General features: G+C 61.9%; 25 protein-coding genes and 1 pseudogene. 11 read left to right on the top strand and 15 right to left on the bottom strand.

The window, feature by feature from the left end; all coding sequences use genetic code 11:
• Nucleotides 1-105 precede the first annotated feature (105 nt).
• The 6 genes from AC26AR_RS06730 to AC26AR_RS06705 all read right to left on the bottom strand — a co-directional run bounded on the left by AC26AR_RS06730 (nucleotide 106) and on the right by AC26AR_RS06705 (nucleotide 6,217).
• A complete protein-coding gene (locus tag AC26AR_RS06730) occupies nucleotides 106-801 on the bottom strand; it encodes a M15 family metallopeptidase (protein ID WP_417286402.1) in 696 nt (231 codons plus the stop codon).
• 72 nt (nucleotides 802-873) lie between these two features.
• On the bottom strand, nucleotides 874-2,151 hold the full coding sequence (locus AC26AR_RS06725; protein WP_077377007.1) for a TRAP transporter large permease: 1,278 nt from the start codon (nucleotides 2,149-2,151) through the stop codon (nucleotides 874-876).
• Nucleotides 2,148-2,723: a TRAP transporter small permease gene (locus tag AC26AR_RS06720; protein ID WP_254627161.1), complete on the bottom strand. Its 576-nt coding sequence runs from the start codon at nucleotides 2,721-2,723 to the stop codon at nucleotides 2,148-2,150. Before AC26AR_RS06720 ends, AC26AR_RS06725 begins: the two co-directional genes overlap by 4 nt.
• A gap of 200 nt (nucleotides 2,724-2,923) precedes the next feature.
• Nucleotides 2,924-3,952: a TRAP transporter substrate-binding protein DctP gene (dctP, locus tag AC26AR_RS06715; protein ID WP_404626998.1), complete on the bottom strand. Its 1,029-nt coding sequence runs from the start codon at nucleotides 3,950-3,952 to the stop codon at nucleotides 2,924-2,926.
• Between the two features lie 327 nt (nucleotides 3,953-4,279).
• Entirely contained in the window at nucleotides 4,280-5,155 is an 876-nt protein-coding gene (locus AC26AR_RS06710; protein ID WP_175090275.1) for an MBL fold metallo-hydrolase, read from the bottom strand.
• A gap of 93 nt (nucleotides 5,156-5,248) precedes the next feature.
• Nucleotides 5,249-6,217, bottom strand: a complete 969-nt coding sequence (locus AC26AR_RS06705) for a LysR family transcriptional regulator (RefSeq protein ID WP_254627162.1) — start codon at nucleotides 6,215-6,217, stop codon at nucleotides 5,249-5,251.
• 438 nt (nucleotides 6,218-6,655) lie between these two features.
• On the opposite strand from AC26AR_RS06705, the gene AC26AR_RS06700 reads away from it, so the two are divergent.
• The 7 genes from AC26AR_RS06700 (at nucleotide 6,656) to AC26AR_RS06670 (ending at nucleotide 13,966) form a co-directional block, all read left to right on the top strand.
• Complete coding sequence (locus AC26AR_RS06700; RefSeq protein ID WP_175090276.1) at nucleotides 6,656-7,558, top strand: LysR family transcriptional regulator; 903 nt, start codon at nucleotides 6,656-6,658, stop codon at nucleotides 7,556-7,558.
• 221 nt (nucleotides 7,559-7,779) lie between these two features.
• On the top strand, nucleotides 7,780-8,580 hold the full coding sequence (locus AC26AR_RS06695) for a putative hydro-lyase (protein ID WP_175090277.1): 801 nt from the start codon (nucleotides 7,780-7,782) through the stop codon (nucleotides 8,578-8,580).
• 92 nt (nucleotides 8,581-8,672) lie between these two features.
• Nucleotides 8,673-9,719, top strand: a complete 1,047-nt coding sequence (locus AC26AR_RS06690; protein ID WP_175090278.1) for a TRAP transporter substrate-binding protein — start codon at nucleotides 8,673-8,675, stop codon at nucleotides 9,717-9,719.
• Between the two features lie 164 nt (nucleotides 9,720-9,883).
• Nucleotides 9,884-10,489: a TRAP transporter small permease subunit gene (locus AC26AR_RS06685; protein ID WP_175090279.1), complete on the top strand. Its 606-nt coding sequence runs from the start codon at nucleotides 9,884-9,886 to the stop codon at nucleotides 10,487-10,489.
• A complete protein-coding gene (locus AC26AR_RS06680; RefSeq protein WP_175090280.1) occupies nucleotides 10,489-11,769 on the top strand; it encodes a TRAP transporter large permease in 1,281 nt (426 codons plus the stop codon). The genes AC26AR_RS06685 and AC26AR_RS06680 overlap by 1 nt, the downstream gene beginning before the upstream one ends.
• A gap of 113 nt (nucleotides 11,770-11,882) precedes the next feature.
• Nucleotides 11,883-12,566, top strand: a complete 684-nt coding sequence (locus tag AC26AR_RS06675; protein ID WP_176503723.1) for a DUF2848 domain-containing protein — start codon at nucleotides 11,883-11,885, stop codon at nucleotides 12,564-12,566.
• Complete coding sequence (locus tag AC26AR_RS06670; RefSeq protein WP_417286304.1) at nucleotides 12,563-13,966, top strand: amidase; 1,404 nt, start codon at nucleotides 12,563-12,565, stop codon at nucleotides 13,964-13,966. Before AC26AR_RS06675 ends, AC26AR_RS06670 begins: the two co-directional genes overlap by 4 nt.
• 125 nt (nucleotides 13,967-14,091) lie before the next feature.
• Here the strand turns inward: AC26AR_RS06670 and AC26AR_RS06665 are convergent, their stop codons facing one another.
• The 7 genes and pseudogenes from AC26AR_RS06665 to AC26AR_RS06635 form a co-directional block, all read right to left on the bottom strand.
• Nucleotides 14,092-14,541: an RcnB family protein gene (locus tag AC26AR_RS06665; protein WP_176503725.1), complete on the bottom strand. Its 450-nt coding sequence runs from the start codon at nucleotides 14,539-14,541 to the stop codon at nucleotides 14,092-14,094.
• A 231-nt stretch (nucleotides 14,542-14,772) separates the two neighbouring features.
• Nucleotides 14,773-15,276, bottom strand: a complete 504-nt coding sequence (locus AC26AR_RS06660) for an RcnB family protein (protein ID WP_289864173.1) — start codon at nucleotides 15,274-15,276, stop codon at nucleotides 14,773-14,775.
• 465 nt (nucleotides 15,277-15,741) lie between these two features.
• Entirely contained in the window at nucleotides 15,742-16,755 is a 1,014-nt protein-coding gene (locus AC26AR_RS06655; protein WP_404626989.1) for a zinc-binding alcohol dehydrogenase family protein, read from the bottom strand.
• A 317-nt stretch (nucleotides 16,756-17,072) separates the two neighbouring features.
• Entirely contained in the window at nucleotides 17,073-18,038 is a 966-nt protein-coding gene (locus tag AC26AR_RS06650; RefSeq protein ID WP_404626988.1) for an L-dopachrome tautomerase-related protein, read from the bottom strand.
• Between the two features lie 343 nt (nucleotides 18,039-18,381).
• Nucleotides 18,382-18,870: a glycine betaine ABC transporter substrate-binding protein gene (locus AC26AR_RS06645; RefSeq protein WP_488107770.1), complete on the bottom strand. Its 489-nt coding sequence runs from the start codon at nucleotides 18,868-18,870 to the stop codon at nucleotides 18,382-18,384.
• 43 nt (nucleotides 18,871-18,913) lie between these two features.
• A pseudogene (locus AC26AR_RS06640) lies at nucleotides 18,914-19,114 on the bottom strand (glycine betaine ABC transporter substrate-binding protein); the annotation flags it as partial.
• A 97-nt stretch (nucleotides 19,115-19,211) separates the two neighbouring features.
• Nucleotides 19,212-19,481: a putative quinol monooxygenase gene (locus tag AC26AR_RS06635; protein ID WP_404626983.1), complete on the bottom strand. Its 270-nt coding sequence runs from the start codon at nucleotides 19,479-19,481 to the stop codon at nucleotides 19,212-19,214.
• A gap of 122 nt (nucleotides 19,482-19,603) precedes the next feature.
• Between AC26AR_RS06635 and AC26AR_RS06630 the strand changes: the two genes are divergently transcribed.
• Complete coding sequence (locus tag AC26AR_RS06630; RefSeq protein WP_404626981.1) at nucleotides 19,604-20,491, top strand: LysR family transcriptional regulator; 888 nt, start codon at nucleotides 19,604-19,606, stop codon at nucleotides 20,489-20,491.
• 177 nt (nucleotides 20,492-20,668) lie between these two features.
• Here the strand turns inward: AC26AR_RS06630 and AC26AR_RS06625 are convergent, their stop codons facing one another.
• Together AC26AR_RS06625 and AC26AR_RS06620 are read right to left on the bottom strand one after the other, a co-directional pair.
• Complete coding sequence (locus tag AC26AR_RS06625; RefSeq protein ID WP_417286306.1) at nucleotides 20,669-20,956, bottom strand: hypothetical protein; 288 nt, start codon at nucleotides 20,954-20,956, stop codon at nucleotides 20,669-20,671.
• 403 nt (nucleotides 20,957-21,359) lie between these two features.
• Nucleotides 21,360-21,677, bottom strand: a complete 318-nt coding sequence (locus AC26AR_RS06620; protein ID WP_404626978.1) for a hypothetical protein — start codon at nucleotides 21,675-21,677, stop codon at nucleotides 21,360-21,362.
• A 452-nt stretch (nucleotides 21,678-22,129) separates the two neighbouring features.
• Here AC26AR_RS06620 and purU point away from each other — a divergent pair, with 452 nt between their 5' ends.
• The 3 genes from purU (at nucleotide 22,130) to AC26AR_RS06605 (ending at nucleotide 25,310) form a co-directional block, all read left to right on the top strand.
• Entirely contained in the window at nucleotides 22,130-23,008 is an 879-nt protein-coding gene (gene purU, locus AC26AR_RS06615) for a formyltetrahydrofolate deformylase (protein ID WP_077377058.1), read from the top strand.
• 107 nt (nucleotides 23,009-23,115) lie between these two features.
• Entirely contained in the window at nucleotides 23,116-24,030 is a 915-nt protein-coding gene (gene folD, locus AC26AR_RS06610; protein WP_488107769.1) for a bifunctional methylenetetrahydrofolate dehydrogenase/methenyltetrahydrofolate cyclohydrolase FolD, read from the top strand.
• A 38-nt stretch (nucleotides 24,031-24,068) separates the two neighbouring features.
• A complete protein-coding gene (locus tag AC26AR_RS06605; protein ID WP_084208837.1) occupies nucleotides 24,069-25,310 on the top strand; it encodes an FAD-dependent oxidoreductase in 1,242 nt (413 codons plus the stop codon).
• Nucleotides 25,311-25,370 lie beyond the last annotated feature (60 nt).

Genomic DNA, 25,370 nt, shown 5'->3' with positions numbered 1-25,370 from the left:
TTCCCTTGCGCAGGATGACAAGACGCCCCGCTCGAGAGGTCATCGAGCGGGGCGTCTTGTGTCTGGCGCTGTGCATGGCCAATCCGTGCGACCCGCCATGAGTCGCTATTGCAGAGACCGCTTCCAGAGACTCTCGATGCTGTCCATCTCCGCCGGACCGAAGAGTGCCTCGGGCTCGCTCCGGTACCAGGCCCAGAGCTGATCCCCGAAGTCGAAGTGCCACCATTCGCTGGGCAGGTTGGTGAAACCGGCTTGGGTCATGACGTGATAGAGCAGCCGCCGGTTGTTACGTGCCGCAGCCTGGGGCGTGTCTGCGCCAGGCGGATGACGTTCGAAATAATCGGCGTGGGATTCAGGTGTCGCCTCATCGAACAGCGTCCCCATCTCGAGTAGCAAGCCATCGGCATCGCAGATCGTGACATCCACGGCACCGCCGGTGAGGTGCGGGCTCGGCGCGTCAGGATCACGACTGGGCAAGGAGACGAATTCCCGCGTACGCGCCAGCAGCTGGGCCTCGCAAAGCGAGGGGTCATGCGTCTTGAGCGACTGATACAGCGTCTCGAACAGATACTGCTGTACCCGCCAGGGTCGCCAGCCATCCATCACCACCAGCGACAGCCCTTCCGGCAGGGCGCGTGCGGCCTGCAGCAGGCGCTGATACACCGCACGCCGCACCAGACATTCATTGACCGCCCCGGGAATGCCGAGGCGTGCGTAGGCGGGATAGACCTTCAGGCATGACGGCCCGAGGCTGGTCGGCACCAGAGGACTGTCACAGCCCTTCACAGGAATGCAGGTCACCTGCGACCAATCCGGCTCGTCATGACTCGGGATGGCAGGAGGCGTAAAAGTCAGTGATGACGTCATGAGGTGTTATCCAGACAGGGTCGGCAACCACAGAGTTAAGGGCGGGAAGACGATCAGCATCAGCAGTACCGCGACCGCCACCAGCACGAAGGGCCAGATGGTGCGAAACAGTGAGGTGATCTCGAGCTTGCTGACCGCGGCGGCCACGAAGACGCAAGCCCCCATCGGCGGCGTGATCAGCGCGATGGTGATATTGAGCGTGATGATGACACCCAGATGCACGGGGTCGATGCCGGCGGCCATGGCCACGGGCACGAAGATCGGTGTCAGCAGCATCAGCGCCGAGACCTCTTCCATGAACATGCCGGTGACGAAGGTGATGGCACTGAGCAGCAACAGGATCAGGATCGGGCTGTCGATGTAGGGCGTCAGCAAGGCCACGAACTGATTGGGCACCTGGGCATAGGACAGCAGCCAGCTGACGATGGACGACACCGCCATGATCACGAAGATGGCACTGGTCAGACGCGCGGTATCCTTGATGGCACCCCATACCTCGACAAGCTTGAGCGGCCCCTGACACAACCCGCAGAGCAGAACGTAAGCGACGATCAAGGCGCCGGATTCCGTCGGGGTCACGATGCCCAGCACGATACCGGAGACGATGATCACCGGCGCGACCAGTGCCGGCAGCGCGCCGATGATTGCCGAGATCACTTCACTGCGTGCCGGTGCCTGACCGCGCGCCTGCAGGCCATGCCGACGGGCATACCAGGCATTCATCGCCATGAACGCCACCGCCAATACCAGTCCGGGCACGACACCGGCCAGGAACAGGCTGCCCACGGAGGTATTGGTCAGCGAGGCGTAGAGGATCATGAAGATGCTGGGTGGAATGATCGGGCCGATCAACGAGCTGCCTGCGGTCAGGCCTGCGGCGAAGGACGTCGAATAGCCTTCCTTGCGCATGGCGGGCACCAGCAGCGAGCCGAGCGCGGAGGTATCGGCGACCGCCGAGCCATTGACGCCGGCGAAGAAGACGCTGGAGACGACGTTCACGTGGCCCATGCCACCGCGCAGATGCCCGACCATCAGCCGCGCCAGGCGCATCAGGCGCTCGGTCAGACCACTGATGTTCATCAGGTTGCCGGCAAGGATGAACAGCGGAATCGCCATCAGCGAGAAGGCATTGATGCCACCGAAGAACTGCTGTGGTCCGAGACGTTCCAGCATCGAGATATCGATGAACAGAAAGCCGGTCACGGCGGTGGCGAGCAGGGAGAGAAACAGCGGCAGGCCCAGCAGGACGTGCACCACGAAGATGGCCAGCATTGCCCAGATCATGTGCGCGGCCCTCCTGTCTTGTCATCATGCGCCGGAAGGTCGGCGAGCTCCTCGTCCGGTGCGATCTCCAGTGTCTGGGATCTCAGCGGCCGTGGGCCATGCAACAGCACCTGGGCCGTGATCAACGCGAAACCGATCGGCATCGACAGCATCGGCACGCTGCGGCTGATGCCCAGCCCCATGGTGCGGAACATGCTCGCCGACATGGCGTAGTGCCAGGTCATCCAGGTCGCGCCGGCCATCAATACGAGCGTCAGCCACCATTGGTAATGGATCAGCCCCCTGGCCATGCGCGGAGGCAGACGCCGTTCCAGCAGCGCCACGCGCATGTGTGCCCCTTCTGCCCAGACGACGCCGATCGCCAGCATGACACTGGCGATGATGAGATAGCGGGTCAGCTCATCGACCCAGATGGGCGCGCCGCCCAGTACATAGCGCATCACCACGCCGTAGAGCATGATCAGCACCGTGGAAGCCAGCAGCATCGCCGCAATCGCCAGCGTCACGCGGCCACAGGCATGCAGCAGGCCTTCCCTGAAGGAAGACAGTCGTGAAGGAGTCATGGAAGTCATTTACCGCAATCCACCAGAATGGAGGGAGAATCAGAGCCCCGATGCCCGGACGACATTGCCCGGGCATCGGGGGGACTGCACCATCAGCTCATCAGGCCCAGGGCTCTCTCACGTCGAGAGGCGCTGACGTCGAGAGGCGTTGACGTCGAGTCACGCCTGGGCACTTGAGCGCTGTGGAAACCGCGCGCCTCACATGCCCCTCATGAAGAGAGACCGGCATCCTTCATCGCGGTATCGATCAGCTCTGGTGCGATGTCCTGACTCTTGAGCCACTCGAGGTAGGCAGGCTGGCCCTTGCTGCGAAATGCCTCGAGGTCTGCCTCGCTCGGGCGGATCACTTCCATGCCCTGCTCTTCAAGCAAGGCGATGCGTGACTCGACCTGGCTCTGGTTGTCCTGACGGGCCTGGGCATTGGCTTCCTTGACTGAATCGAGCAGTGCGGTGCGCTCTTCGTCAGACAGGCTCTCGAGCAGCTGACCATTGGCGACCAGGAACTGATCCGAGTATTGGATGTTGGCCAGCGTCAGGTACTTCTGCACTTCCTGCAGACTGCCCAGCAGGATGTACATAGGCGGGTTCATCTGACCATCCGCCACCCCGGTGCGCAGCGCCATGTAGACTTCCGTCCACGGAATCGGCGTACCCGAGGCGCCGAAGGCCTCATAGAGCGCTACCTGACTCGGGTCCATGGCGCGGAAGCGAAGCCCCTCGAAGTCATCGGGGCTGGTGATCGGACGCTTGTCGTTGGTAAAGGCCAGAAAGCCCCCCTCCTCCACGACGGCCAGAATCTCGGCGCCGTTGGTGCGCTCACTGAACAGTTGCTGCACCTGCTGCCAGTACTGACCTTCATCGAAGAAACGACGCGCCTCATCAAAGCCGTCGAACATGAACGGCGTGGCGCTGACATAGACTTCCGGCACGATGGGAGCCATGCCCGCGAAGGAGGCGATGTTCAGGCTCGGTGCGCTGATGACCTGCTCCATACGTTCCTGCTCCTCTCCCAACATGCTGTTGGGGTAGAGCTTGAGCTCCAGCTCACCATCGGTCTTCTCTTCCACCAGCGTCTTCAGGTTGCTGGCAAAAACGTGCACGGCATTCTTGTCGGCATCCGGTGCGCCGTTATAGCTGAGATTGATGGTCTGGGCCTGCACGCTGGCCGCCAGCAGGCTGAGCGCCAGAGTGGAACCGGTAAGCGTCTTGCGCAGCAGAGATGTCTTGGACAAGGACATGTGGATTCCCTTTTGTTTTTGTAAATATCGGTGGTATGCAGCGGGAGTAACGCCGTCCCGGGGGTATGGCACTGTGGCCAGCCAAATATCGAGCGTTGCTCCCACACGTCGAAAGTAGCGTTGTCGCTGTAGACTAATCAATCATGCAGGTGTTGTTTTTTCGTCCACACCTACTGGACCAGACAAGCCCAAATCTGGCTTGGCGTTCCCACAGACCTGACGCACCCAAAGACCAGGATGGCCCCGCAAACCGGAGTTTTCGGGGCCATTTCAATGACACGGCGAGGCTGTGCTGATCGAAGCAGGGCTTGACGAGGCGCTACATCGTCAGTGGGCATGCACCCCCTTGAGATCACTGCGCCAACCCATACCGGACTCTTCCATCAGGCGCTCATGCACGCCTTCGATATTGAGGCCGACCCACTCCTCATATTGGGCCAGATCACTGTACTCGGAGAGATCGACTTCCTGCTGGATCTTCTCAAGTGACTTGCCGACGAGAATGCCGTCCGTCACCTGGGAATATAGTGACTCCAGATACGTCAGATAGCGTTCGACATCGGCATGATCACCGATCTCGGCATGCCCGCCAACGAAGGTATCGAAGTCGTATTTCAGCACTTCACGCGTCGAGTTGATCATGCCCTGGATATCGTAGCTCCAGAGCTTCTGCCACGGCATGCGTCCGATGACGATCCAGTCCACCACGAATATCGTGGCGTGGTCCTTGAAGTACATGCTGATCGACCCGCGCCCGTCATTCGGTCCGTGATAGCGCAGCTGGACTTCCTTGCCGCCCAGTCGCAAGGTCATTTCATCATCGAAGACGAGATCCGGCGGCACGGCCTGCGCCCGGGTATTGGCGAAATCCTGAGCTGCCAGCCGGTGCGCGATGAAGATGGTCTCCGGGGTGTCGAAGACCTCGCCGCCATAGATGTGATCACTGTGGTTGTGGCTATACACCACATAGCGAACCGGAGTGTCGAAGCGTTCCTTGATCTCGTTGTTCAACCAGCTCGCCGCAGCGTGATTCATCGGGTCCGTCACCAGCGCGCCCTGATCGGTAATCATGAACACGGAGCGGTGGCGATCATCGATGAAGCGATAGAGCCCATCTCCGAGAGATTCTATCTCATAGGCCTGGGCCTGCAGACTGAAAAGAAGCGCTGCCAGCGCCAGTGCTTTCTTGAGGGGGCTCAGCATCGGAGGAAGTCCTTGCATCAGGAAGGGTTATCGTGAGTTGTCACCCTGCCCTGCCCCTATACGAGGATGCGCAAGCACTGGATGCAGCGGACGTCACATGCCAAGCAGACGTGGCGCGTCTGCGGTGAAGAACCGCAACCCTTTCTGCAGGTGGGCAAGGCAGGCCTCGACGGCCACCGTCATCTCCCGCCCACGCCGCGTACAGATCTGCGCACGGGTCGTCGCCAGTGCGGGGTGCTGCATCGGCAACAGGCAGATATCGCCGCGCCGCAGCTCCTCCACCACGCTCAACTCCGGCATGAAGGTCACGCCGATCCCCGAACGCACGAAATTCTTGAGCACCGACACGGAATTGGTGCGTAATTGCGCACGCAGCGAAACGCGCTCCTGCTGCGCCGCCTGATTGACCATCTGACGCATGCCGGTGCATTCATCGATCAGCGCCAGCGGCCACTGCGCTACCTGCGAAAGCGTCAACGGCTCTGCGATCTCGAGTAGCGGATGCTTCGCCGGCACGATCAGATCCAGCGGCTGGCAGGTCTCCACATGACAACAAAGAATCGGATCGACAGGCGGGGCGTAGAGCAGCGCAATATCCACCTCGAAGTCGCGCAGCAGCTCAGTCGCCTCATTCACTCCGGCCATGCGCACCACGACCTCGATGCCGGGATGACGTGCCATGAAGCTCTGCAAGGGCAGCGAGATCAGGTCAGCGATGAAGCCCTCGCCCACCGCAATTCGCACCTCACCGCTGCGCAGCCCCTGCAAGGCGCTCAACTGCGAGAGCGCTGCCGCCTCCGCCGCCTGCTGACGATGAAAGTGATCCAGCAGCAACACCCCGGCCTGGGTCGCACGCATGCCCGTCTCGCAGCGCTCGCACAGCGCGACACCCACCTCTTCTTCCAGCTGCTTGATCTGGCGGCTGACCGCGGAAGGGTCAAGATTCAGATGCCGTGCCGCTCGCCGCAGTGAGCCCCGGCGGATGATTTCATTCAGCGCCGTCAACGCCTTGGGATTGAGCATGGAGACAGTACCCGCCAGCAGCAGTGGAGGAAGAGGCAAGACTCGGATCACTCAGGATATCCCTGCAGTTCAAGCGACTCCAGAGGCCCATATCGTGAAGTGATCGACAACGAAAAAGGAGCCGCTTGGGCGGCTCCTTGTAGTTCGACGTGATCAGCAGTTGCCTTTCTTGGCCTGCCCGGGCGGACAGAAGTCGCCGCCTCCACGCTTGTGGTCATGGTGTCCATCACCGATCTCGATAATGGGTTCGGCATCGATCCGCGCCGGTGTATAACTGCACCCTGCCATTACAAGGGCGCTCAACATCACCAGGCTGACAAGTCGCATACTAGTCTTCATCATCATTCCTTTTCATGAAAATCAACCATCTCTTGATGCCTCACATCGTACCGGAACACAAGCAACAGAGAACGCAATTTCTCAGCGAATGATAGTGTGGGCCCAGGGGTGCATCATCCATTGAGACAGGATCTGGCCATGTTCGATTTCAAGGAAGTGGAAGCCTTCGTGTGGATCACCCGCTTGGGATCGTTCCGGCTGGCCGCCCAGCACCTGCATCTGACCCAGCCCTCGATTTCCGAACGTATCAACAAGCTGGAAACCACCCTGGAAACCCGTCTGCTGGAGCGCACTCGCCGACCGGTACAGCCGACGCTCAAGGGGCGCGAATTCTATCGCCACGCCGAGGCGCTGCTGGAAGCGCGCCAGAAAGCGCTATCCATGATGGAGTTAAATACGCCCTTCCAGGGCGTGCTGCGACTGGGTGTCGTCGAGACCGTCGCCCATAGCTGGCTGCCCGGCTTTCTGGCCGAACTGGCGCGCCGCTACCCGGACCTCACCCTGGAACTCGAGGTCGATAGCTCCCCGGGACTCGCCGCCATGCTCACCGCCGGCGATATCGACCTCGCCTTTCTGATGGGGCCGGTAACGGCAGAGAGTGTGCTCAATCGGTTTCTCTGCAGCTACACGATGGGCTTCGTGATCAGCCCCGCGCTGGGCTTCACCGAAGACAACTTCTCCTTGCGACGCTTGAATGCTCTGCCGCTGATCTCATTTGCCCGCAACAGCCGGCCGCACCATGAACTTGGCTCCATGCTGCATCAGATGGGACTCGATGACGTGAAGCTGCATTGTTCAAGCTCGCTATGGACCATCGTGCGCATGACGCTGGATGGCCTCGGCGTCGGCGCCATCCCGCCGCGCATCGTCGCCGAGGAAATCCGCCAGGGCACCCTGCTCAGCCTGCCCTGCGACCTCCCCGAACTGACCTTCACCGCCTCCTGGCCGACCCACATGGAAAGCGCCCTCGCCGAAGGGGTCTGCGAGCTTGCCATCGAGATAGCCCGCCAGGATCAGGAGGCTCATTCACGCCTGTCCTGAGCATCGCTGTCTGCCCACGACGCTCTCGTATTCCTCATGTTCCTGTTCCTGCTCCCGCTGTTCCTGTCTCGCTCACATCTCACGGGCCTGCGACGGGCCATTTCACACACCACATGAAAGGAGTTTCCGATGTATTGACTCGATAAAAATCGATTGGATTTATCCGGGTGCGCTTCTTATGGTGAAGACAGACAACAACAACTTCACAAGAAGCCCCCACGATGCCCCAGACACTTCTCAGTGCCGCGTCGTCCCCCTGCGAGGCGCGCGAGCAGATCCGCAGCGGTCATTGGGCCAGCCACACCAGCGGTATCGCTGCAGGCTTTGCCCAGACCAACCTGATCATTCTGCCAGCCGAGGCTGCCGGCGAATTTCTGCAATTCTGCCAGGCCAATCCCAAGGCCTGCCCGTTGCTGGATGTCACGGCCGTCGGTTCTCCCGTCCCGACAGGGCTCGGTGAGAACATCGACCTGCGTCATGACTTGCCCGCCTATCACATCTACCGTCACGGCAAGCGTGAAGAAACGCGCACGGATATCGCCGCCCTGTGGCAGGACGATTTCGTGGCGTTTTCCATCGGTTGCTCGTTCTCGTTTGAAGAAGCGCTGCTCAACGAAGGCGTCGAGGTTCGCCATGCGCGCCTGAAGCGCAACGTGCCGATGTATCGCACCAACATTCCGCTGATCAATGCCGGACGTTTCCACGGCAATCTGGTGGTGTCCCTGCGCCCGATGTCGGCGGCGCATGCCATTCGCGCCATCCAGATCACCACTGACATGCCCCGCGTACACGGCGCGCCCGTCCATCTGGGTGACCCCGCCTTGATCGGCATTTCCGATATCAACACCCCCGACTTCGGCGATGCACCTACGCTTGAGACAGACGACCTGCCGGTGTTCTGGGCCTGTGGCGTCACGCCACAACTGGCGCTGGAGAATGCGCGCCTGCCGTTGGCCATCGCACACAGCCCGGGCCACATGCTGATCACCGATATCCCCAATCATCGCCTCAAATACGGATGACTGCTTGTGGGAGCCACGGACCTGCTCCGCAACAGACAAGACCGTCAGATTCTTTCGATAACACCAGATGCACAACAACAATGGTGACTCCCATGAAGACACGTTTTGCCCTCTCCACCCTTGGTCTCGCGCTCGCCGCTACCGGTAGCGCCAATGCTGCCGACACCCTCAACGTGGTAGGTAGCTGGAGCAGCCTTGAGCTCAACCGTCAGTTCGAGAAGCCCTTCTGGAGCGAGACGTTGCCAGCTGCCAGCAGCGGTGAGCTCAGCACCCAGGTGACCACCTTAGACCAGATGGGCATTCCCGGCTCCGACGTCTATCGCTACCTGGGCGATGGCGTCTTCGATGTCGGCATGACCGTGGCGGATTACACCGTGTCGGACGCGCCGGAACTCGAAGGCCTGGATCTGCCGATGATGGCTCCGACGGCCGAGGAGGCCCATAAGGTTGCCGAAGCCTTCCGCCCACTGGCCGAATCCGCCATGAACAAGCGCTTCAACAGCCATGTACTGGCGATCGTGCCGTATCCGGCCCAGGTACTGTTCTGCAATACCCCGATCGAAGGGCTAGATGGTTTGAAGGACAAGAAGGTACGTGCCAGTGGCCGCTCCACCGGTGAGTTCATCGAGGCGCTGGGCGCGCAGAGCCTCAACATCGCCTTCAACGAGGTGCCGGGCTCCCTGGAACGTGGCGTGATCGACTGCGCCGTCACCGGTTCGCTCTCCGGCTACAGCGCCGGCTGGCACGAAGTCTCCAGCCACCTGATGCCGCTGCCGCTGGGCGGCTGGGATTACGTGATCACCGCCATCAATCAGGACAAGTGGCAGAGCCTGAGAGCTGATAGCCAGACGCTGATCCAGCAACAGGTGGACAGCAAATTCACCGCGCCGGTGTGGGAAAACGCGCGTGGCGAGACCGCGCGTGGCGTGGCCTGTCTGACTGGCGAAGGCGATTGCCCGCTGGGCAAGAGCGCCGACATGACGCTGGTCGACTTCAGCGATGACGATGCCAAACGCGCACGTGCGGCGCTTGAAGACACCGTCCTGCCTGCCTGGGCGGCACGTGTCGATGCAGAGACGCGCACGGCCTGGAACGAGAGTGTCGGCAAGGTCGTCGGCCTGACCGCCACCGCGGAGTGATCCAACGGCCCCTGCTCGCGAAGGGCTGTTCGCGAGCAGGGGCCGATAGCCCCGCCCTGCCCGGACACGGCAGACATGCTCCCCAGAGACACGGCGCTGAACGCCCGCACCTCGCCTGATTGGCACGGATCAGCGTCGTTCACCGCCCCAGCAGGACCAGACTCATGAACTCCTTCCTTCACGCACTCGATATCCTAGTGTCCCTGACACGTGCGATATCGCGCCACGCCGCACGCCTGATGGGCCTGTTGCTGCTGGCCGTCGTGGTCTTCATCGGCGCGGAAATCCTCATGCGCCAACTGTTCAATCATCCGCTGCCCGGCGTGCACGAATATGCCGGCTATGTGCTGGCGATGCTCTCGGCGTGGGGGCTGTCCCACACCCTGATGGAGCGTGCCCACATCCGTATCGATGTCGTGCATGGCAAGCTGCCGGCCTTCTCGCGCCACACCCTGGATATCCTCGCGATGCTGGCGCTGAACCTGGTGGCCTGGGTGATCCTGATCAATGCCTGGCCGGTGCTCGGCAAGTCGTTGAGCAACGGCTCCACCGCCAATACCCCGCTGGCGACACCGCTGTGGATTCCGCAGCTGCTGTGGCTGTCCGGTTACGCCTGGTTCGCGATCACCACCAGCGTGCTGGGACTGCGCGTTCTCGTTGCCGCCTGTCTGCGTGATACCACCACGCTGGAGACACTGGCCGGCCCCGATCACGGAGAAAGCGAAGGGGCTCTGGCCCAGGCGGCCTCCACGACCAAGGAGACACGCTGATGTTGGGCTTTCTTTCGGTAGGTATCCTCACCCTGCTGCTGGCCGGCATTCCCGTTGCGGTCACCCTCTTCCTGCTCGCCTTCGGGATCGACCAGTTCTATTCCTTCTTCCCGCTGACCAAGGCGCTGGGCCAGAACCTGTGGTCTGCCACGGACTCCTTCCTGCTGATCGCGATTCCGCTGTTCGTGCTGATGGGCGAGATCATCGTGCGCGCCGGCATCGCCGAGAAGGCTTACCGCGCCATGGACCACTGGCTGTCGTGGCTGCCGGGCGGTCTGCTGCACGCCAACATCACCACCTCGGCGCTGTTCTCGGCGACCTCCGGCTCCTCGGTAGCCACAGCGGCGACGGTCTCGACCGTGGCACTCCCCCAGGGCAAGAAGCTCGGCTACGACCCCAAGCTGTTCTGCGGCAGCATCGCCGCGGGCGGCACCCTCGGCATCCTGATCCCGCCGTCGATCAACCTGATCGTCTATGGCTTCCTGACCGAGACCTCCATCCCGAAGCTGTTCATGGCCGGTCTGGTACCGGGCCTCGGCCTGGCAGCGCTGTTCATGCTGGCCTCGCTGCTGCTGTGTGTCTGGAAGCCATCGCTGGGCGGCCCGCGCAAGAGCGCGAGCTGGAGCACCCGCCTCAAGAGCCTGTCGTTCCTGCTGCCGCTGCTGGTGCTGTTCATCGTCATCGTCGGCTCCATCTATCTTGGCTGGGCGACGCCCACCGAAGCCGCCGCCATCGGCGTGCTGGCCTCACTGGGTCTCGCCGCCATCAACCGCTCGCTGAACCTGTCGATGATCAGCCGCGCGCTGGACGGCACCGTCAAGACCACCTCGATGATCCTGTTCATCATCATGGCGGCCTCCTTCCTCAACTTTGCGCTGGCGTCCTCCGGCATGGTCCAGCAGGTCACCGGCCTGCTCGAAGCCTATGACCTGGGTCCCTTCGCGCTGCTGATGGCGGTGATCGCGCTGTTCATCGTGCTCGGCTTCTTCATCGAGACCCTGTCGCTGATGGTCATCACCATTCCCATCGTCACCCCGCTGATCGTCGCGGCCGGTTACGACAAGGTGTGGTTCGGCATCGTGATGATCCTGTTCGTCGAGCTGGCGCTGATCACCCCGCCAGTCGGCTTGAATCTCTACATCGTGCAGGCCTCACGGCGTGGCGAAGCCTTCGCCGACGTCATCATCGGCACCCTGCCGTATCTGGGCGCGATGCTGGTGATGGCAGCGCTGCTGGTGGCCTTTCCGCAGATCGCGCTGTGGCTGCCTTCGGCACTGTAAACCTGCTCTAGCCTGGCACCTGCTGGCAAGCCGGCAGGTGTCATTGGCGCCACACCGTTCATTCAAGAATTTTTCAAAGAACAAAGACAACCCCGATAACGGAGCGATAAACCATGCTGACCTTTACCCATGACAACGGCGAATTCACCCTTGATATCCAGCGCGTCGCGATTGCCGGCTGGGCCGGACGCGACCAGGAAGGCGTGCAGCACCATATCGACGAGCTCAAGCTGCTGGGTGTGGCACCGCCCTCCCAGACTCCGCTGTTCTACCGCGTGAGCCGCGAGACGCTGACCCAGGCCTCTCAGGTCGCGATGCTCGGCGGCGAAGGCTCCGGTGAGGTCGAGACCTGTCTGGTCAGCGACGCCGAGGGCACTCTGTGGGTGACGATTGCCTCGGATCACACCGACCGCAAGCTCGAAGCCGTCGGCGTCGCCGAATCCAAGCAGCTGTGCGCCAAGCCGATTGCCCGCCACGCCTGGAAGCTCAGTGAGGTCATCGATCACTGGGACAGCCTCGAGATCGAGAGCGAGATCGAGGACGCCGGCAAGACCGTGCGCTACCAGCAGGGCACCCTCGCCGAGCTGCTGCCGGTCGCCACTCTGATGGAGCGCCTGCCCGCCGCCATCGCCAAGGATGGCAGCCTGGCCCCCAACAGCGTGCTGCTGTGCGGTACCGTGCCGGCGATCGGTGGCATCCGCCCCAGCCCGAGCTTTACCATGCGCCTGATCGACCCGCAGACGGGTCGTCGCATCGAGCACCGTTACGAGGTGGAAGAACTTGAGGTGGTGGCATGAGTGATGAAGGCATGAGCGCTGAGCGCGTGAAGATGGACAACGCCCGTGAATTCTGGGCGCGCTCGCCCCGCCAGCGTACGTTGACTCAGCTGCTGGCCGCCTATCAGGCAGGCAGTTTCGGTCCCGAGCAGACTGCCACGGTGCTTACCGAGCGCCATCAGGCCTTGGGCGAGACCGCCAGCCACAGCATCATCAGCCGCGATGACGCGGTCATGAGCGCGCAGGCAGCGGCCCAGCAGCAACCCAAGGCGGCTGCGACGTCGTTGCCGCTGGGAGGGGTCCCTGTCTCGATCAAGGATCTCTTCGATGAGGCCGGCATGACGACGCTGGCAGGCTCGCGCGCACTGGCAGATAGACACCCAGCCGACCAGGACGCTCCGGCGCTGAGCCGCCTGAAAGCCGCCGGCATTCTGCACGCCGGTCGCACCAGCATGAGCGAGTTCGCGTTTTCTGGTCTTGGCCTCAACCCGCACGTCGGCACGCCGCCCAACCCCTTCGATGGCAAGCGCATCACCGGCGGTTCGACCTCCGGCGGTGCGGCCTCCGTCGCCTTCGGGCTGGCCGCGGCGACCCTGGGCAGCGATACCGGCGGCTCGCTGCGGATTCCGGCGGCCTTCTGTGGGCTGACGGGCTTCAAGCCGTCACAGGCCAGCGTGCCGGGAGATGGCGCCTTTCCGCTGTCACCGAGCCTGGACTGTATCGGCCCCATCGCGCCCAGCGTCGCCTGCTGTCGCACGCTGTGGGAAGTCCTGAGCGGTGAGGTCGCTGACCCGACGCCCCTCACTCGCCCGCTGACGCTGCTGGTGCCGGAGAGCGAGCTGGTCAGTGAAGTGGACGCCGATGTAGCCGCCGACTTCGCCGCCCTGCTGGAACGACTCGAGGGGCTGGGTGTTCGCGTCCAGCGTGCGCCGGTCGAGGCCATCGAGGCCGCTTACGCCATCAATCAGCGCGGCGGCCTGGTCATTCCGGAAGCGGCCGCCGTGCATCACGAACTGCTGGCTGCCCATGAAGATCAGTATGATCCGTTGATCGCCGAACGCTTGAATGGCGGGCGTGACATCACGGCCAGCGAGTATCTGGCGCGCCTGTGGCCGCGCACCGCCATCCAGCAACGCTTCGCCCAGCAGGTGCAGGATGTCGATGCGGTGCTGATGCCGACCGTGGCCATGCGTGCCCCGCGTCGTGACCTGCTGGAGCAGGATGGCGCGCTGTTTGCCCAGCTCAACAAGCGTGCGCTGCGCAACACCAGCGTCTTCAACTATCTGGATGCCAGCTCGATCTCGATTCCCGCGCCGGCACCACAGAACGAGGAACCGCTGGGCCTGATGCTGTCACGCCCCCAGGGCCAGGATGTGGCGCTGCTGCGCGTCGCCCAGGCGCTGGAGACACTGCTGGCCTGATGATGCTGTCCCGGCTGACCGCAAGACGAAAAAAAGGGGCCTCCATCTGGAGGCCCCTTTTCCATGACACGGTTTTCATTGTGCGATGCCATGGCGTGGTCAGTGGACTGTCAGTCCAGGCGGCATCACTGATTGAGAATGATCGCCGTGATCACACCGGTCGCGACGGCCGTCAGAACGTAGCGGCCATCCACATTCAACCAGCGATGCCCTTCCGGCGGCCGGGACAGGTGGTGTGCCTTCCAGTCACTTACCCAGTAACGCTTGTTGCCGTAATAATCGCGCGAGACGTGGTCGCCCCGCTTCCAGTGCTGGGGCCCAGCGGAATGATGCCCCGCACGGGCCTTGCCGTGTCCTTGCGCTGCATGTTGCTGCTTGGCCTGGTGCTTCTGACCTTGCTGATTGCCTTGATGGTTGCCTTGCTGATTACCTTGCTGATTGCCTTGAGAGTGCTTGCGTTGCTGCTGATGCTGGCCTTGCCCACGATCATCACGATCATCAGGAGCCGCCTGCGCGACGGAGGCGCTCATCAGGGCAATCACCATGCTGCAGACTGTCAGGGTGCGGTTGCGCATCTTCGATCTCCTCGTCATGCCCGGGCACGTTCAACACCGGGAATTAGAAAACACTGTTCCTTAATTTTGATGACTTACGCTGCACTCTGCAAGTCTGCGCAAATTTCTTCACGTTTCCCGACAATGTGACCGAAGTTGTCGCCAAGATACCCACAGATGTCGCGACTTACCGACAGAGGTACCACGCAACACGACGAGATCCTGTTACGGGTGCCATGTCAGAAGTGCGGTTCACGGCCCAAGCAGTATCTCTTCAATGGTGCCGCTCTGAATATCCGTCAGGACGAATCCGCTGCGAAGCTGGAGCCAGCGCTGACCTGCGCTAGGTTCGGGTAGCTGATGTCGCTGCCAGTCCTCCACCCAGAGCGCCTTGTCAGATGCCAAGGCATCGGGCAACTGACCGCCACGTCTGAGCAGAGGCCCAGGTGACGCTGCCTTCGCATCGGACTTTCCTGCCGGAGGTGTCTCCGGGGCGGCCTTGTCCGCAACGGCCTTGGTCGGGACAGCCTTGTCCGCAACCGCCTTGTCCGCCTGCGCTTCTGCAGCCTGGCGTTGTTTCTGAATCTGCTTCAGCTCATGCATCTGCTCGGCCTGAACGCGTTCAGCCTTGGCCTGCCCTTCTAGCGCTTCGTGCTTCTTCTTGAGCTGCTCTTCATGACTCTTGCCGTCATCCGCGGCCTCGGCCTGCACCACCGAGGCACCCAACAACGCCAACGCCAGAGTCAGCCCCGTCAATGACCACCTGTTCATGTCTTGTCTCCTCGTCAGGCTGTATGCCTCTGGCGCCCTGAGCCCGGCTCAGACAACCATGAGTGGTCCCGGGAAGCGATGTGTCAGGCCCCCTGTTCTCCCCTCTCAGCATAACGCGTCAGCAGCGCAATGTGCGGTCGGATAACTCTCATCGGAACGATCTTTTATATGCCTGACAAGCACTTGACGCCAGATATCGCCCATCTGACCCAGATGAGAGGTGATCCCCGGGATCTCGGCAACGTACTGCCGCCACCATCTTGACTCACCCCGTGAGGCGGTCAGGGAGCCAAGGGTTGCCGTGTACGATGGCCTGCGCACCTTCATGCGCCAGCGATGCCCGGCGCTCGTCGCTGACCAGGATATTGGCAGCCCCTCTCCCGGACACAGGCGTGCGACCTGTTGCCCGGCCGCACGCCTTTCACTTCACCGCCTCAGCAGTGGGTTCGATCAGAAGCCTTCAAGCACGATCTTGCCCCTGGCCTTGCCGCTTTCCAGCAAGGCATGTGCGCGCTTGAGATTTTCGGCATTGATGGTGCCGAAGGTCTCCGTTGCCGTGGAGGTGATCTTGCCAGTGTCCAGCAGGCCCGCCACCTTGGTGAGGATCTCGCCCTGACGCGCGATATCAGCGGTGGTGAACAGTGAGCGAGTGAACATCAGCTCCCAGTGGATGGACACGGCCTTGCCCTTGAACGGCACCACATCGAGGGTCTGCGGATCATCGATCATGCCGAAACGCCCCTGCGGCGCGATCAACTCAGCCACTTGCGGTGCGTAGTGCTCGGAGAAATTGGTCGAGAACACGAAGGCCGGTGCACCGATGCCCAATGCCTCGATCTGCGCCGGCAACGGCTGGCTGTGGTCGATGACGTGATGCGCGCCCAGCGACGTGACCCACGCTTGGGTTTCTGGACGTGACGCGGTGGCAATGATGGTCAGATCCGTCAGTGCGCGCAGCAGCTGGATGGTGATGGAGCCCACGCCACCAGCCCCGCCGATGATCAGGATGGCACGTGCAGCGCCGGGTACCGGCTCGGTGACACGCAGGCGATCGAAGAGCATCTCGAAGCCGGTCAGCGTGGTCAGCGGCAGCGCAGCCGCCTCATGGACCTCAACGGACCTGGGCGCATGACCGACGATGCGCTCATCCACCAGATGGAATTCGCTGTTGGTACCGGCGCGGGTGATATCGCCGGCATACCAGACCTTGTCACCTGCGGCGAAGGAAGTGACCTTGTCACCGACGGCGACGACTTCCCCTACGGCGTCCCACCCGATGACGGCAGCTTCGCCTGCGGCCGGCTCGCGGCTTTCGCGGATCTTGTAGTCCACCGGGTTGACCGAGACAGCGGCAACCTTGACCAGCAGGTCGTGACCGGTGGCGACCGGTGTGTCCAATTCGATATCGACCAGGGCATCATCACGATCGATGGAACCGGCAGTGTAGTAACCAATGGCTTTCATCAAAGTCTCTCCTGAGATCATGTCAGTCACGGCAGCGCTGAATGGCTTTGCCGTGAAGCGATGACACCATGCTAACTCCATGGGCTGAGCGTAAAAACGACCCATATCCGCAAAGTTAATCCGGATAAAGCGGATAATGAGCAGCGAGTTTGCGGGTTGCCTCCAGGGAGACGCCAGCGGGTCGTCGGCTACAGAGGCAAGAGGCGACAACGCAGGACGGTCATCAGACACGTCCTGCGTTGGGGAAATACGCTGACAGGCAAGACAGGGCGAAGGACTGGCCAGACAAGCCCTTCGCCTGCCGCAAGCAGAGCCTGTCAGTTGGCGGGTGTCAGCTTGAGCAGGTAGTAATGCTTGTCGCTGCCATCGACACCCTGATTGAGCGCCGGGTGAGCATTCAGCTGATTGGTGGTGAGGTAGAGGCTGCCATCGGGCGCGAAGGCGAAGCCATCCGGCCAGCGCAGACGCTCATCATCCTGGGCAATGACCGACATGCCTTCGGGAGAAGAGAAGGTCAGCGCATTGTGCTCTACGTCACCGGCGATGATGCCGCCGCGACTGGCGTCGAAGATGAAGCCATCATTGGGACGCTTGGTGGCGTAATGCGTGATGGCGCGCGACAGCTCCGCCTCCGTGGCAGTGTCATCGGCCAGCTCAGCCGCCGGCAGACGATAGATATCACTGCCATTCACGCCACCGAAATACACGACGTCTTCTGCCGGGTCGAAGGCGATGGCGTTCAATCCCAGGTACCAGGGCTTCGGCTCGCCACTCTGCTCTCCCTCGCCATCACCATCGCCCGCCATCAGACGCCCATTAATGACCATGTCATGCGCCACCGGCATCAGCCTTTCATCGCTCTGCAGCACACGGCGCGTCTTGCCACTGGCGATATCCACCACCACGAAGGCCGGTTTCATGTGGGAGGCGGGGGCAGTGAAGGTCATGTCCGCGATATAGATCTTGCCGCGCCTTTCATCGATGACGAAATCCTGTAGGAAGGAGATCGGCAGCACGCTGTCTCCCCCAAGCGGGATCACCTTCTTGAGCGAATCACTGCGGGTATCCCAGCCCACCAGCTTGGGCGCACTGTCCTGACTGCCCATGTCGAGCATCCACACCACGCCCTGACGATCGGAATGTACGCCGATGATTGACGCGATGCCGACCTCGCCTTCTGCCGGGCCATCGGCCCAATCCAGAGTCGGGAATGGCACACGCTTGCCGCCCTGGGTGATCTCGACCACGCGCAGTGCCGGTGCATCGAGTGGCTGCTGGGACATGATCAGGCGGCCATCCGGCGTGAAGGTGATATTGCCGGGGCGGGTGTCCGAGTACTCGGCAAAGGTACTGAGGGTCGCGTGGCTCCAGGCACTGGCTGCGGCGCTCTGGTGGTTGTCGGCGGAGGCTTAAGCCGTTGTGGCATCAGCCTGCACGGCAGAGGCAGCGCTGACGCCCAGCGAGGCGATGAAGATGGCAGTCTTGAGGCGAGAAAACGGCATGGGGGCTCCTAGCCCGCCGGTTGGCGCTGTGCGCCGGGCCGGCAGGGTCGATGAAGATGAGATAGAGAGACTGGACGATGACGTGGTCATCGCCCGGGGGTTATAGAGATTCAGACGTGACGAATCAGGCGCGACGGCGCAGTTCATCTTCCAGTTCACTGAGACGCGGATTGCCGATGTAGAGCTGGGAGAGATCCTTGAGCGCCGCGGCGCCAATACGCGGACGTGCGTCCTTGCGCACCACCAGGGTGGCGTCATCTCGGGTACCCAGAAGCCCCTTGGGCTCCTTGAGGGCGCGAATCCGGTAGCGATGATGCAGGAACTGCGGATGCCACAGCGGCACCACGACCCAACGCCCCTCGGCGACGGCGGCTTCGTAGCGATCAAAGCACTCCGCTTCGCTACCGGTGCGGAAGACATACCCGGCTGCGCCCAGGCCGTACTGCTTGATGATCTCGGCCGAGAAGCGGCTGATGCCGGCACCGGGATTGATGCCCTGGATCAAGGGTTCCATCTTGCTCAGCGCCGGTTCCCGCAGCAGGTCCGTGACGCTTGCCACGGCACTTTCCGGCACATGATCCGGCCCCCCCCCCCCAGATGCAATAGGGTTCATATAGGACGGTGATCTTGTCGACATCGTGCAGCATCGGTGCCAGATAGGCCTCATGGCTCGACGGCAGCCAAGCAGAGGCCAGAATGTCGATCTCCCCTCGCCCCAGCATCGCGAAGGCCGCTTCGTGCGGCGCACTGGTGAAGGTGACGTCATGACCGTGACTTTCGAGAATACGGGCCACTTCCCAGGCACTGGCTTCGTGACAGGACAGCGCGATATGGCCGATGCGGATAGGGTCTGTCATGGCAGCCTCGAGTGGGTGGGCGTTGCAGGGGGAGAAAGCGAGCAAGTCAGGTGTTGCCGCCATGAAAAGCCAGGACCCACACCTCAGGCGAAAGCCGTCATCTCTTGCAAGGTGAACTCAGTGACCGCGCCTTCTGTCGCTGCCACGTACTCTTCCAGATGCGGTGCCTGCATGTGCTGCTGCCACAGCTCACGCGAGACCCAGTTCTCGTGAAAGGTGCCGGATTCTCGTTGTTCTGATGCAGGGTGTAAGTGAGGCAGCCTTCTTCAGCGCGGGTGATCGGCACCAGCTTGAGAAGCGCCGCCTTGACCTTCTCGATCTGGTCCGGCTTGGCGTGGATATTGGCGATGATGGTCAACTGGGACATGGCAGGAACTCCGTGAAGTGTCAGGAAGGCTTGAGTTGCTCAAGCGATGTGATCATCCTAGTCACAAGCCTTGTCCGTATAAACATCCCCTTTTTGCAAAGATAATTCGGAAAAACCGCACAATGCTACTGGACAACATCGCGCTGTTTCTGACAATCGTCGAGAAAGGCAGCCTGACCGCCGCGGGGCGCGAGACGGGACTGTCGCCGACGACGGTATCGGAGCGTCTGGCTTCACTGGAGGCGCACTACGGGGTGGTGCTGCTCAACCGCACCACACGTGCCATCAGCCTGACCGAAGAGGGCCGCACGCTGATGGAAGAAGCCCGTGGTCTGCTCGACAGTGCCTCGGAGCTTGAGACCCGTATCCGCCTGGGTGCCCAGACACTCACCGGTCGAATTCGCATCAGCGCACCGAGCGATCTGGGTCGCAACGCCCTGTCACGCGCCATCACCGAATTTCAACGTCAGCACCCCACCATCGAGATAGAGCTGCTGCTGTCGGACAGTTACATCGATATCGTCAGTCAGGGGATCGATCTTGCCCTGCGTTTCGGCACCATCATGGACAGCACGCTGCGCGTGCGTCATCTGGGCCAGAAACGCCGCCTGCTGTGTGCCTCTCCCGCCTATCTGGCGCAGCACCCCGCGCCACTGACGCCGGCCGATCTCAAGCACCACAACTGTCTGGTGATGCGCTTTGGCAAGAGCCTCGACAATGAATGGCACTTCGGCAACCACAAGGTGCCGCAGATCGTCACCGTCAGCGGCAATCGCATCGCCAATGATGGGGAACTGGTGCGCCAATGGTGTCTGGAAGGGTTTGGTATCGCCCTGAAATCGGAAGTCGACGTGGCGGACGACTTGCGCGAGGGTCGCCTCGTGGAGCTGCTGCCGGAGCACGCTGCCCCGCCCTCACCGCTTCAGCTGCTGTTCCCGCCCGCCCGCGCTCAGCCACGCCGCATGCAGGCCTTCGCCCAGCATCTGGTCGAGACCTTTTCGGACCACTGATCTGCCAATGCCCGTCCGGCTCGCCCATTCTCCTCATGACGTGCCGGGCAGAACGCACTTCCCGGCGAGAGACGACTCCTTCGCGGCCTTGGGGATCCCCCCGCGAAAAAGCCCCCGCCAGCCTGAGGCTGACGGGGACTGGGTGTCACATGACTCCCCCGAACCCAGGGGATCAGATCACTTGAACTTGTCTTCGTAGCTGGACTTGGCAGAGCTGACCTTGTCACTTGCCTTGGTCTTGGCAGAGCTGACCTTGTCACTTGCCTTGGTCTTGGCAGAGCTGACCTTGTCACTTGTCATGGCCTTGGCAGAGCTGGCCTTGTCACTTGCCTTGTGCTTGGCAGAGCTGACCTTGGAAGAGGCACTGTCAGTCCGGGAAGTCACCTTGGAACTGGCGTTGTCCTTGGCTGTGGTGTACTGGGGCTTGGCACTGTCCTTCGCCGCATCAGTGTAGGAATTTGCCATTGCCACTGAGGAGCCAGCTATGCCCATTACCATGAGTGCTGCAATCGTCATCCTGCGCATCGTACCTACTCCTCTCTACTCGCGAAATGTCCCCTTCCTGATCCGAAGGCCAAGGTCCTGGGAGACAGGGTGGTGGCACACTAACTCCTTGATATTTATGTTCGCAAGCCAGTCAGGCTCGCTTGACGAATGCTTGCATCTTGTCGAGGCGAGCGTATGAAACACGCGACGTCAACGTCTGATCACGCACACCAGAGGCACATCGCCTGCCGCGCCAGACGGGCGTGGATCTCAAGGAGCGTGCCCGGCATGCAAAGACCCCCTGCAACCGGAGGCTCAGGGGGTCTTGTCAACAGCGGGCAACTGCCCGACTCAAGCCGTGCCGAGCAAAAGCGTCATGCCATCAGTGGCGCTCGTTCTTGAGCACGTCAGCATAGTTCTTCTTCTGATAGCGGGAATTGGTATCGCTCGCCTTGTTGCTCGCCTTGTCGCTCACCTTGGACTTGGCATCGTGAGCCTTGCTGGCAACGTGAGAGGACTTGTCAGCCACCTGCCCGGAAGCAGCCGCCTTGTGGGATTGGGCAGAGGTCCTGACGCTGTCCTTGTACTGGGTGTACTGGGACTTGGCAGCGTGGCCATCATCAGCCGGGTTGCCGGCCATCGCTACGCTGGAACCGGCCATGCTGGCCACCATGAGTGCCGCGATCGTCAATGTGCGCATCGTGTCTACCTCATTGTCTTGCAGGAATACCGGCTCAAGAGGTCACACCTCAAGGCATACAATGAGTGCACACTAACGTGTTGATATTGCAGCCAGCAATTGCCCAACCGGGATATGACGATTCCTTTCACGTTACTCGCAGGCTGTAGCCAACTCGAGACGAGCGTGTCTCATCAGGCACCTGTCCCACCCTTGCCCGCCTCATGGCTTTACGCTGCTCCGCGATCCCCCAAAGCGGTAAAGATTCATCAGTGAATCATTGTCTTCATTTCATGGACGCTAACACCGATCGACGTGTCGATCAGGCTTGACCCAGCGCCAGAAAAACATTGTTATTTACTTGAGAAGAAAATTAAGTCACTGACAGGAAATAACCGAATTAAAAACACGTCAGTGAATGAGGTTCTTCATATCACAACAACTATGCCTTTCTGCCGACATCGGAGCCCAGAATGCCTCACGCGACCTGCACCTCAGACGATCACTTCATCCTCACCATCAGTTGCCCGGCGACGTCCGGCATCGTGGCGGCCATCACCACCTTCCTGACCACTCACGAGTGCTACATCAGTGAGCTGGCGCAGTACGATGATGAGGACAAGGGGCAGTTCTTCCTGCGCGCTCGCTTCCGTTTCAACACGGGCATCGAAGGCGATATCGAGCGTATGCGTCAGGCCTTTGAAGATGTGGCGGCGCCCTTCGAGATGCAGTGGCAGATCCACGGTGGCAAGGACAAGATGCCGGTGCTGATCATGGTCTCCAAGTTCGACCATTGCCTGGATGATCTGCTCTACCACTATCGCAAGGGTGAGCTGGACATGCAGATCACCGCGGTCGTCTCCAACCACCTGGACCTGCGCCCGATGGTCGAGCGCGAAGGCATCCGCTTCGTCTACCTGCCGATCACCAAGGACACTAAGGCGCGCCAGGAAGCGGCCTTGATGGACATCGTCGAGGAAACCGGCACTCAACTGGTGGTACTGGCGCGCTACATGCAGATTCTCTCCGATGAGCTGTGCCAGAAGCTGGCCGGGCGCGCCATCAACATCCACCACTCCTTCCTGCCGGGCTTCAAGGGCGCCAAGCCCTACCACCAGGCACACGCCCGCGGGGTCAAGCTGATCGGCGCCACCGCCCACTACGTCACGGCAGACCTCGACGAAGGGCCGATCATCGATCAGGCCGTACAGCGGGTCGAACACAACTTCGCCCCGGATGACCTGGTCGCCGCTGGCCGCAATACCGAGACCCAGGCGCTGACCAATGCCGTGCGCTATCACATCGAACACCGCGTCTTCCTCGCCAATGATCGCACCGTGATTTTCAAGTAAGGCGTCAAATAAGTTTTCAAACAAGGCGTCAAGCAAGTCTTCAAACAAGCCTTCAAGACAGACCACGCGTGAATCATCGGCCGTCATCCAAGGGAGGAAGCGCAGTCATGAATACCCAAGCGACACCCACCGCCGCCGTGATCGATGGCAAGGCCGCCTCGGCGCGACTGCTGGAGGAAGTCACGGCAGAGGTCGCCGGCCTCGCACGACAGGGCGTGATACCGGGGCTTGCCGTCGTGCTGGTCGGCGAGGACCCGGCAAGTCAGGTGTATGTGCGCAACAAGCTCAAGCGTACCGTCGAGTGTGGCATGCAGTCCTTCGAGCACATCCTGCCCAGCGAGACCCGCGAGGCCGAGCTGCTGGCGCTGGTAGCGAAGCTCAATGCCGACGCTGATGTGCACGGCATTCTCGTCCAGCTGCCGCTGCCGTCGCATATCCAGGAAGACGCGGTGCTGGAGGCCATCGACCCCGCCAAGGACGTTGACGGCTTCCATCGCATGAACGTCGGGGCGCTGGTCCAAGGGGCCGACGCCCTGGCGCCCTGCACCCCCACCGGCTGCATGCGCCTGCTGCGTGACACCTTTGCCGAGCGCGGTGGTGATCTTTCTGGCCTGCATGCGGTGATCATCGGGCGCTCCAACATCGTCGGCAAGCCGATGGCCAGCCTGCTGCTGGCCGCCAACTGCAGCGTTACCCAGCTGCACTCACGCAGCCAGAATCCCGCCGAACTCTGCCGCCAGGCCGATATCGTGGTGGCCGCGGTCGGGCGCCCGAACATGATCGGCGCTGACTGGATCAAGCCCGGCGCCGTGGTCATCGATGTGGGCATCAATCGCATCGCGCAGTCCGCCGAGGAAAGCCCTACCGGCAAGGCGCGCACCCGCCTGGTCGGGGACGTGGACTTCGCTGCGGTCAGCAAGATCGCCGGCGCCATTACGCCTGTCCCGGGGGGCGTCGGCCCGATGACCATCGCCTGCCTGCTCGCCAACACCCTGACTGCCGCGCGTCGCCAGTCGGCCTGAACCACTAGAGGTACGTTTGCGCGTACCGGGAGTGAATGATGCCCTTTTCCCTGCTCAAGTACGGCCTGTCCTCCGAGTATCCGGCCGAAGTCGACCTCCCACCGCCCACGGAGCTGAAGTCCCGCTACGACGTGGTCATCATCGGCGGCGGCGGGCACGGCCTAGCCACCGCCTACTATCTGGCCAAGTATCACGGCATCACCAATATCGCCGTGCTGGAAAAGGCCTACCTGGGCAGTGGCAACACCGCGCGCAACACCGCGGTGATTCGCTCCAACTATCTGACGCCGGAAGGCGTGCGCTTCTACAGCGAATCGGTGCGCATGTTCCAGGGACTGTCCAACGAATTCGACTACAACATCATGTACTCGGAGCGTGGCCAGCTGACCCTCGCGCATACCGATTCCACCGTGCGTGCCTTCCGCCAGCGCGCCGAGGTCAACACCCACTTCGGCGGGCGCACCGAGATGCTGGATCGCCAGCAGATTCGCGAGCTGGTGCCGAGCCTGAATCTGGACCCCGGCCACCTGCCGGTCATGGCGGGCCTGTGGCATATCGATGGCGCCACCGCGCGGCACGATGCCGTCGCCTGGGGATACGCCAAGGAGGCCGCCAAGCGCGGCGTCGAGATCCACCAGCTTACCGAGGTGCAGGATCTCGTGGTCGAAGGCGGAAAGATCCGCGCGGTGAAGACCAATCGCGGCACCGTGCAATGTGGCTGCGTGGTGCAGGCGGTGGCCGGGCACAGCTCGGTGCTCGCCAGCAAGGCCGGCTTCACCATGCCTATCATCAGCTATCCGCTGCAGGCGATGGTCACCCAGCCGTTCAAACCGTTTCTCGATCCGCTCGTCAGCTCCTCGGCCCTGCACTGCTACGTGCAGCAGACCAGCCGTGGCGAGGTGGTGTTCGGCGGTGGCTCCGACCCCTACCCGCTCTACAACACCCGCTCGACGCTGGACCTCAAGGAGAGCCTGATCGCCGCGGCGCTGGAGATGTTCCCCTTCCTGTCCCAGGCCCGCCTGATGCGCCAATGGGCAGGCACGACCGACATGACGCCGGACTACAGCCCGATCATGGGCGAAAGCCCCGTCGAGAATTACTACCTGGATGCCGGCTGGGGCACCTGGGGCTTCAAGGCGACGCCGATCTGCGGCAAGACCATGGCCGAACTGGTCGCCTCCGGCGGCAAGACCCCGGACCTGATCGCCCCCTTCGCGCTGGAACGCTTCGCGCGCTTCCGTCAGGTCAACGAGATGGGCGCGACTGCCGCCAGCCACTGACGCCTCGCGACGGCTCGACCTACAAGGCTCGATGACTGCCCGGGAATGCGCACCCCACGC

The sequence above is a fragment of the Cobetia sp. PS-4MA genome (assembly GCF_057670765.1).
Note: the sequence above shows the minus strand (reverse complement) of the source record. Positions and strands in the feature narration are given on the sequence as shown.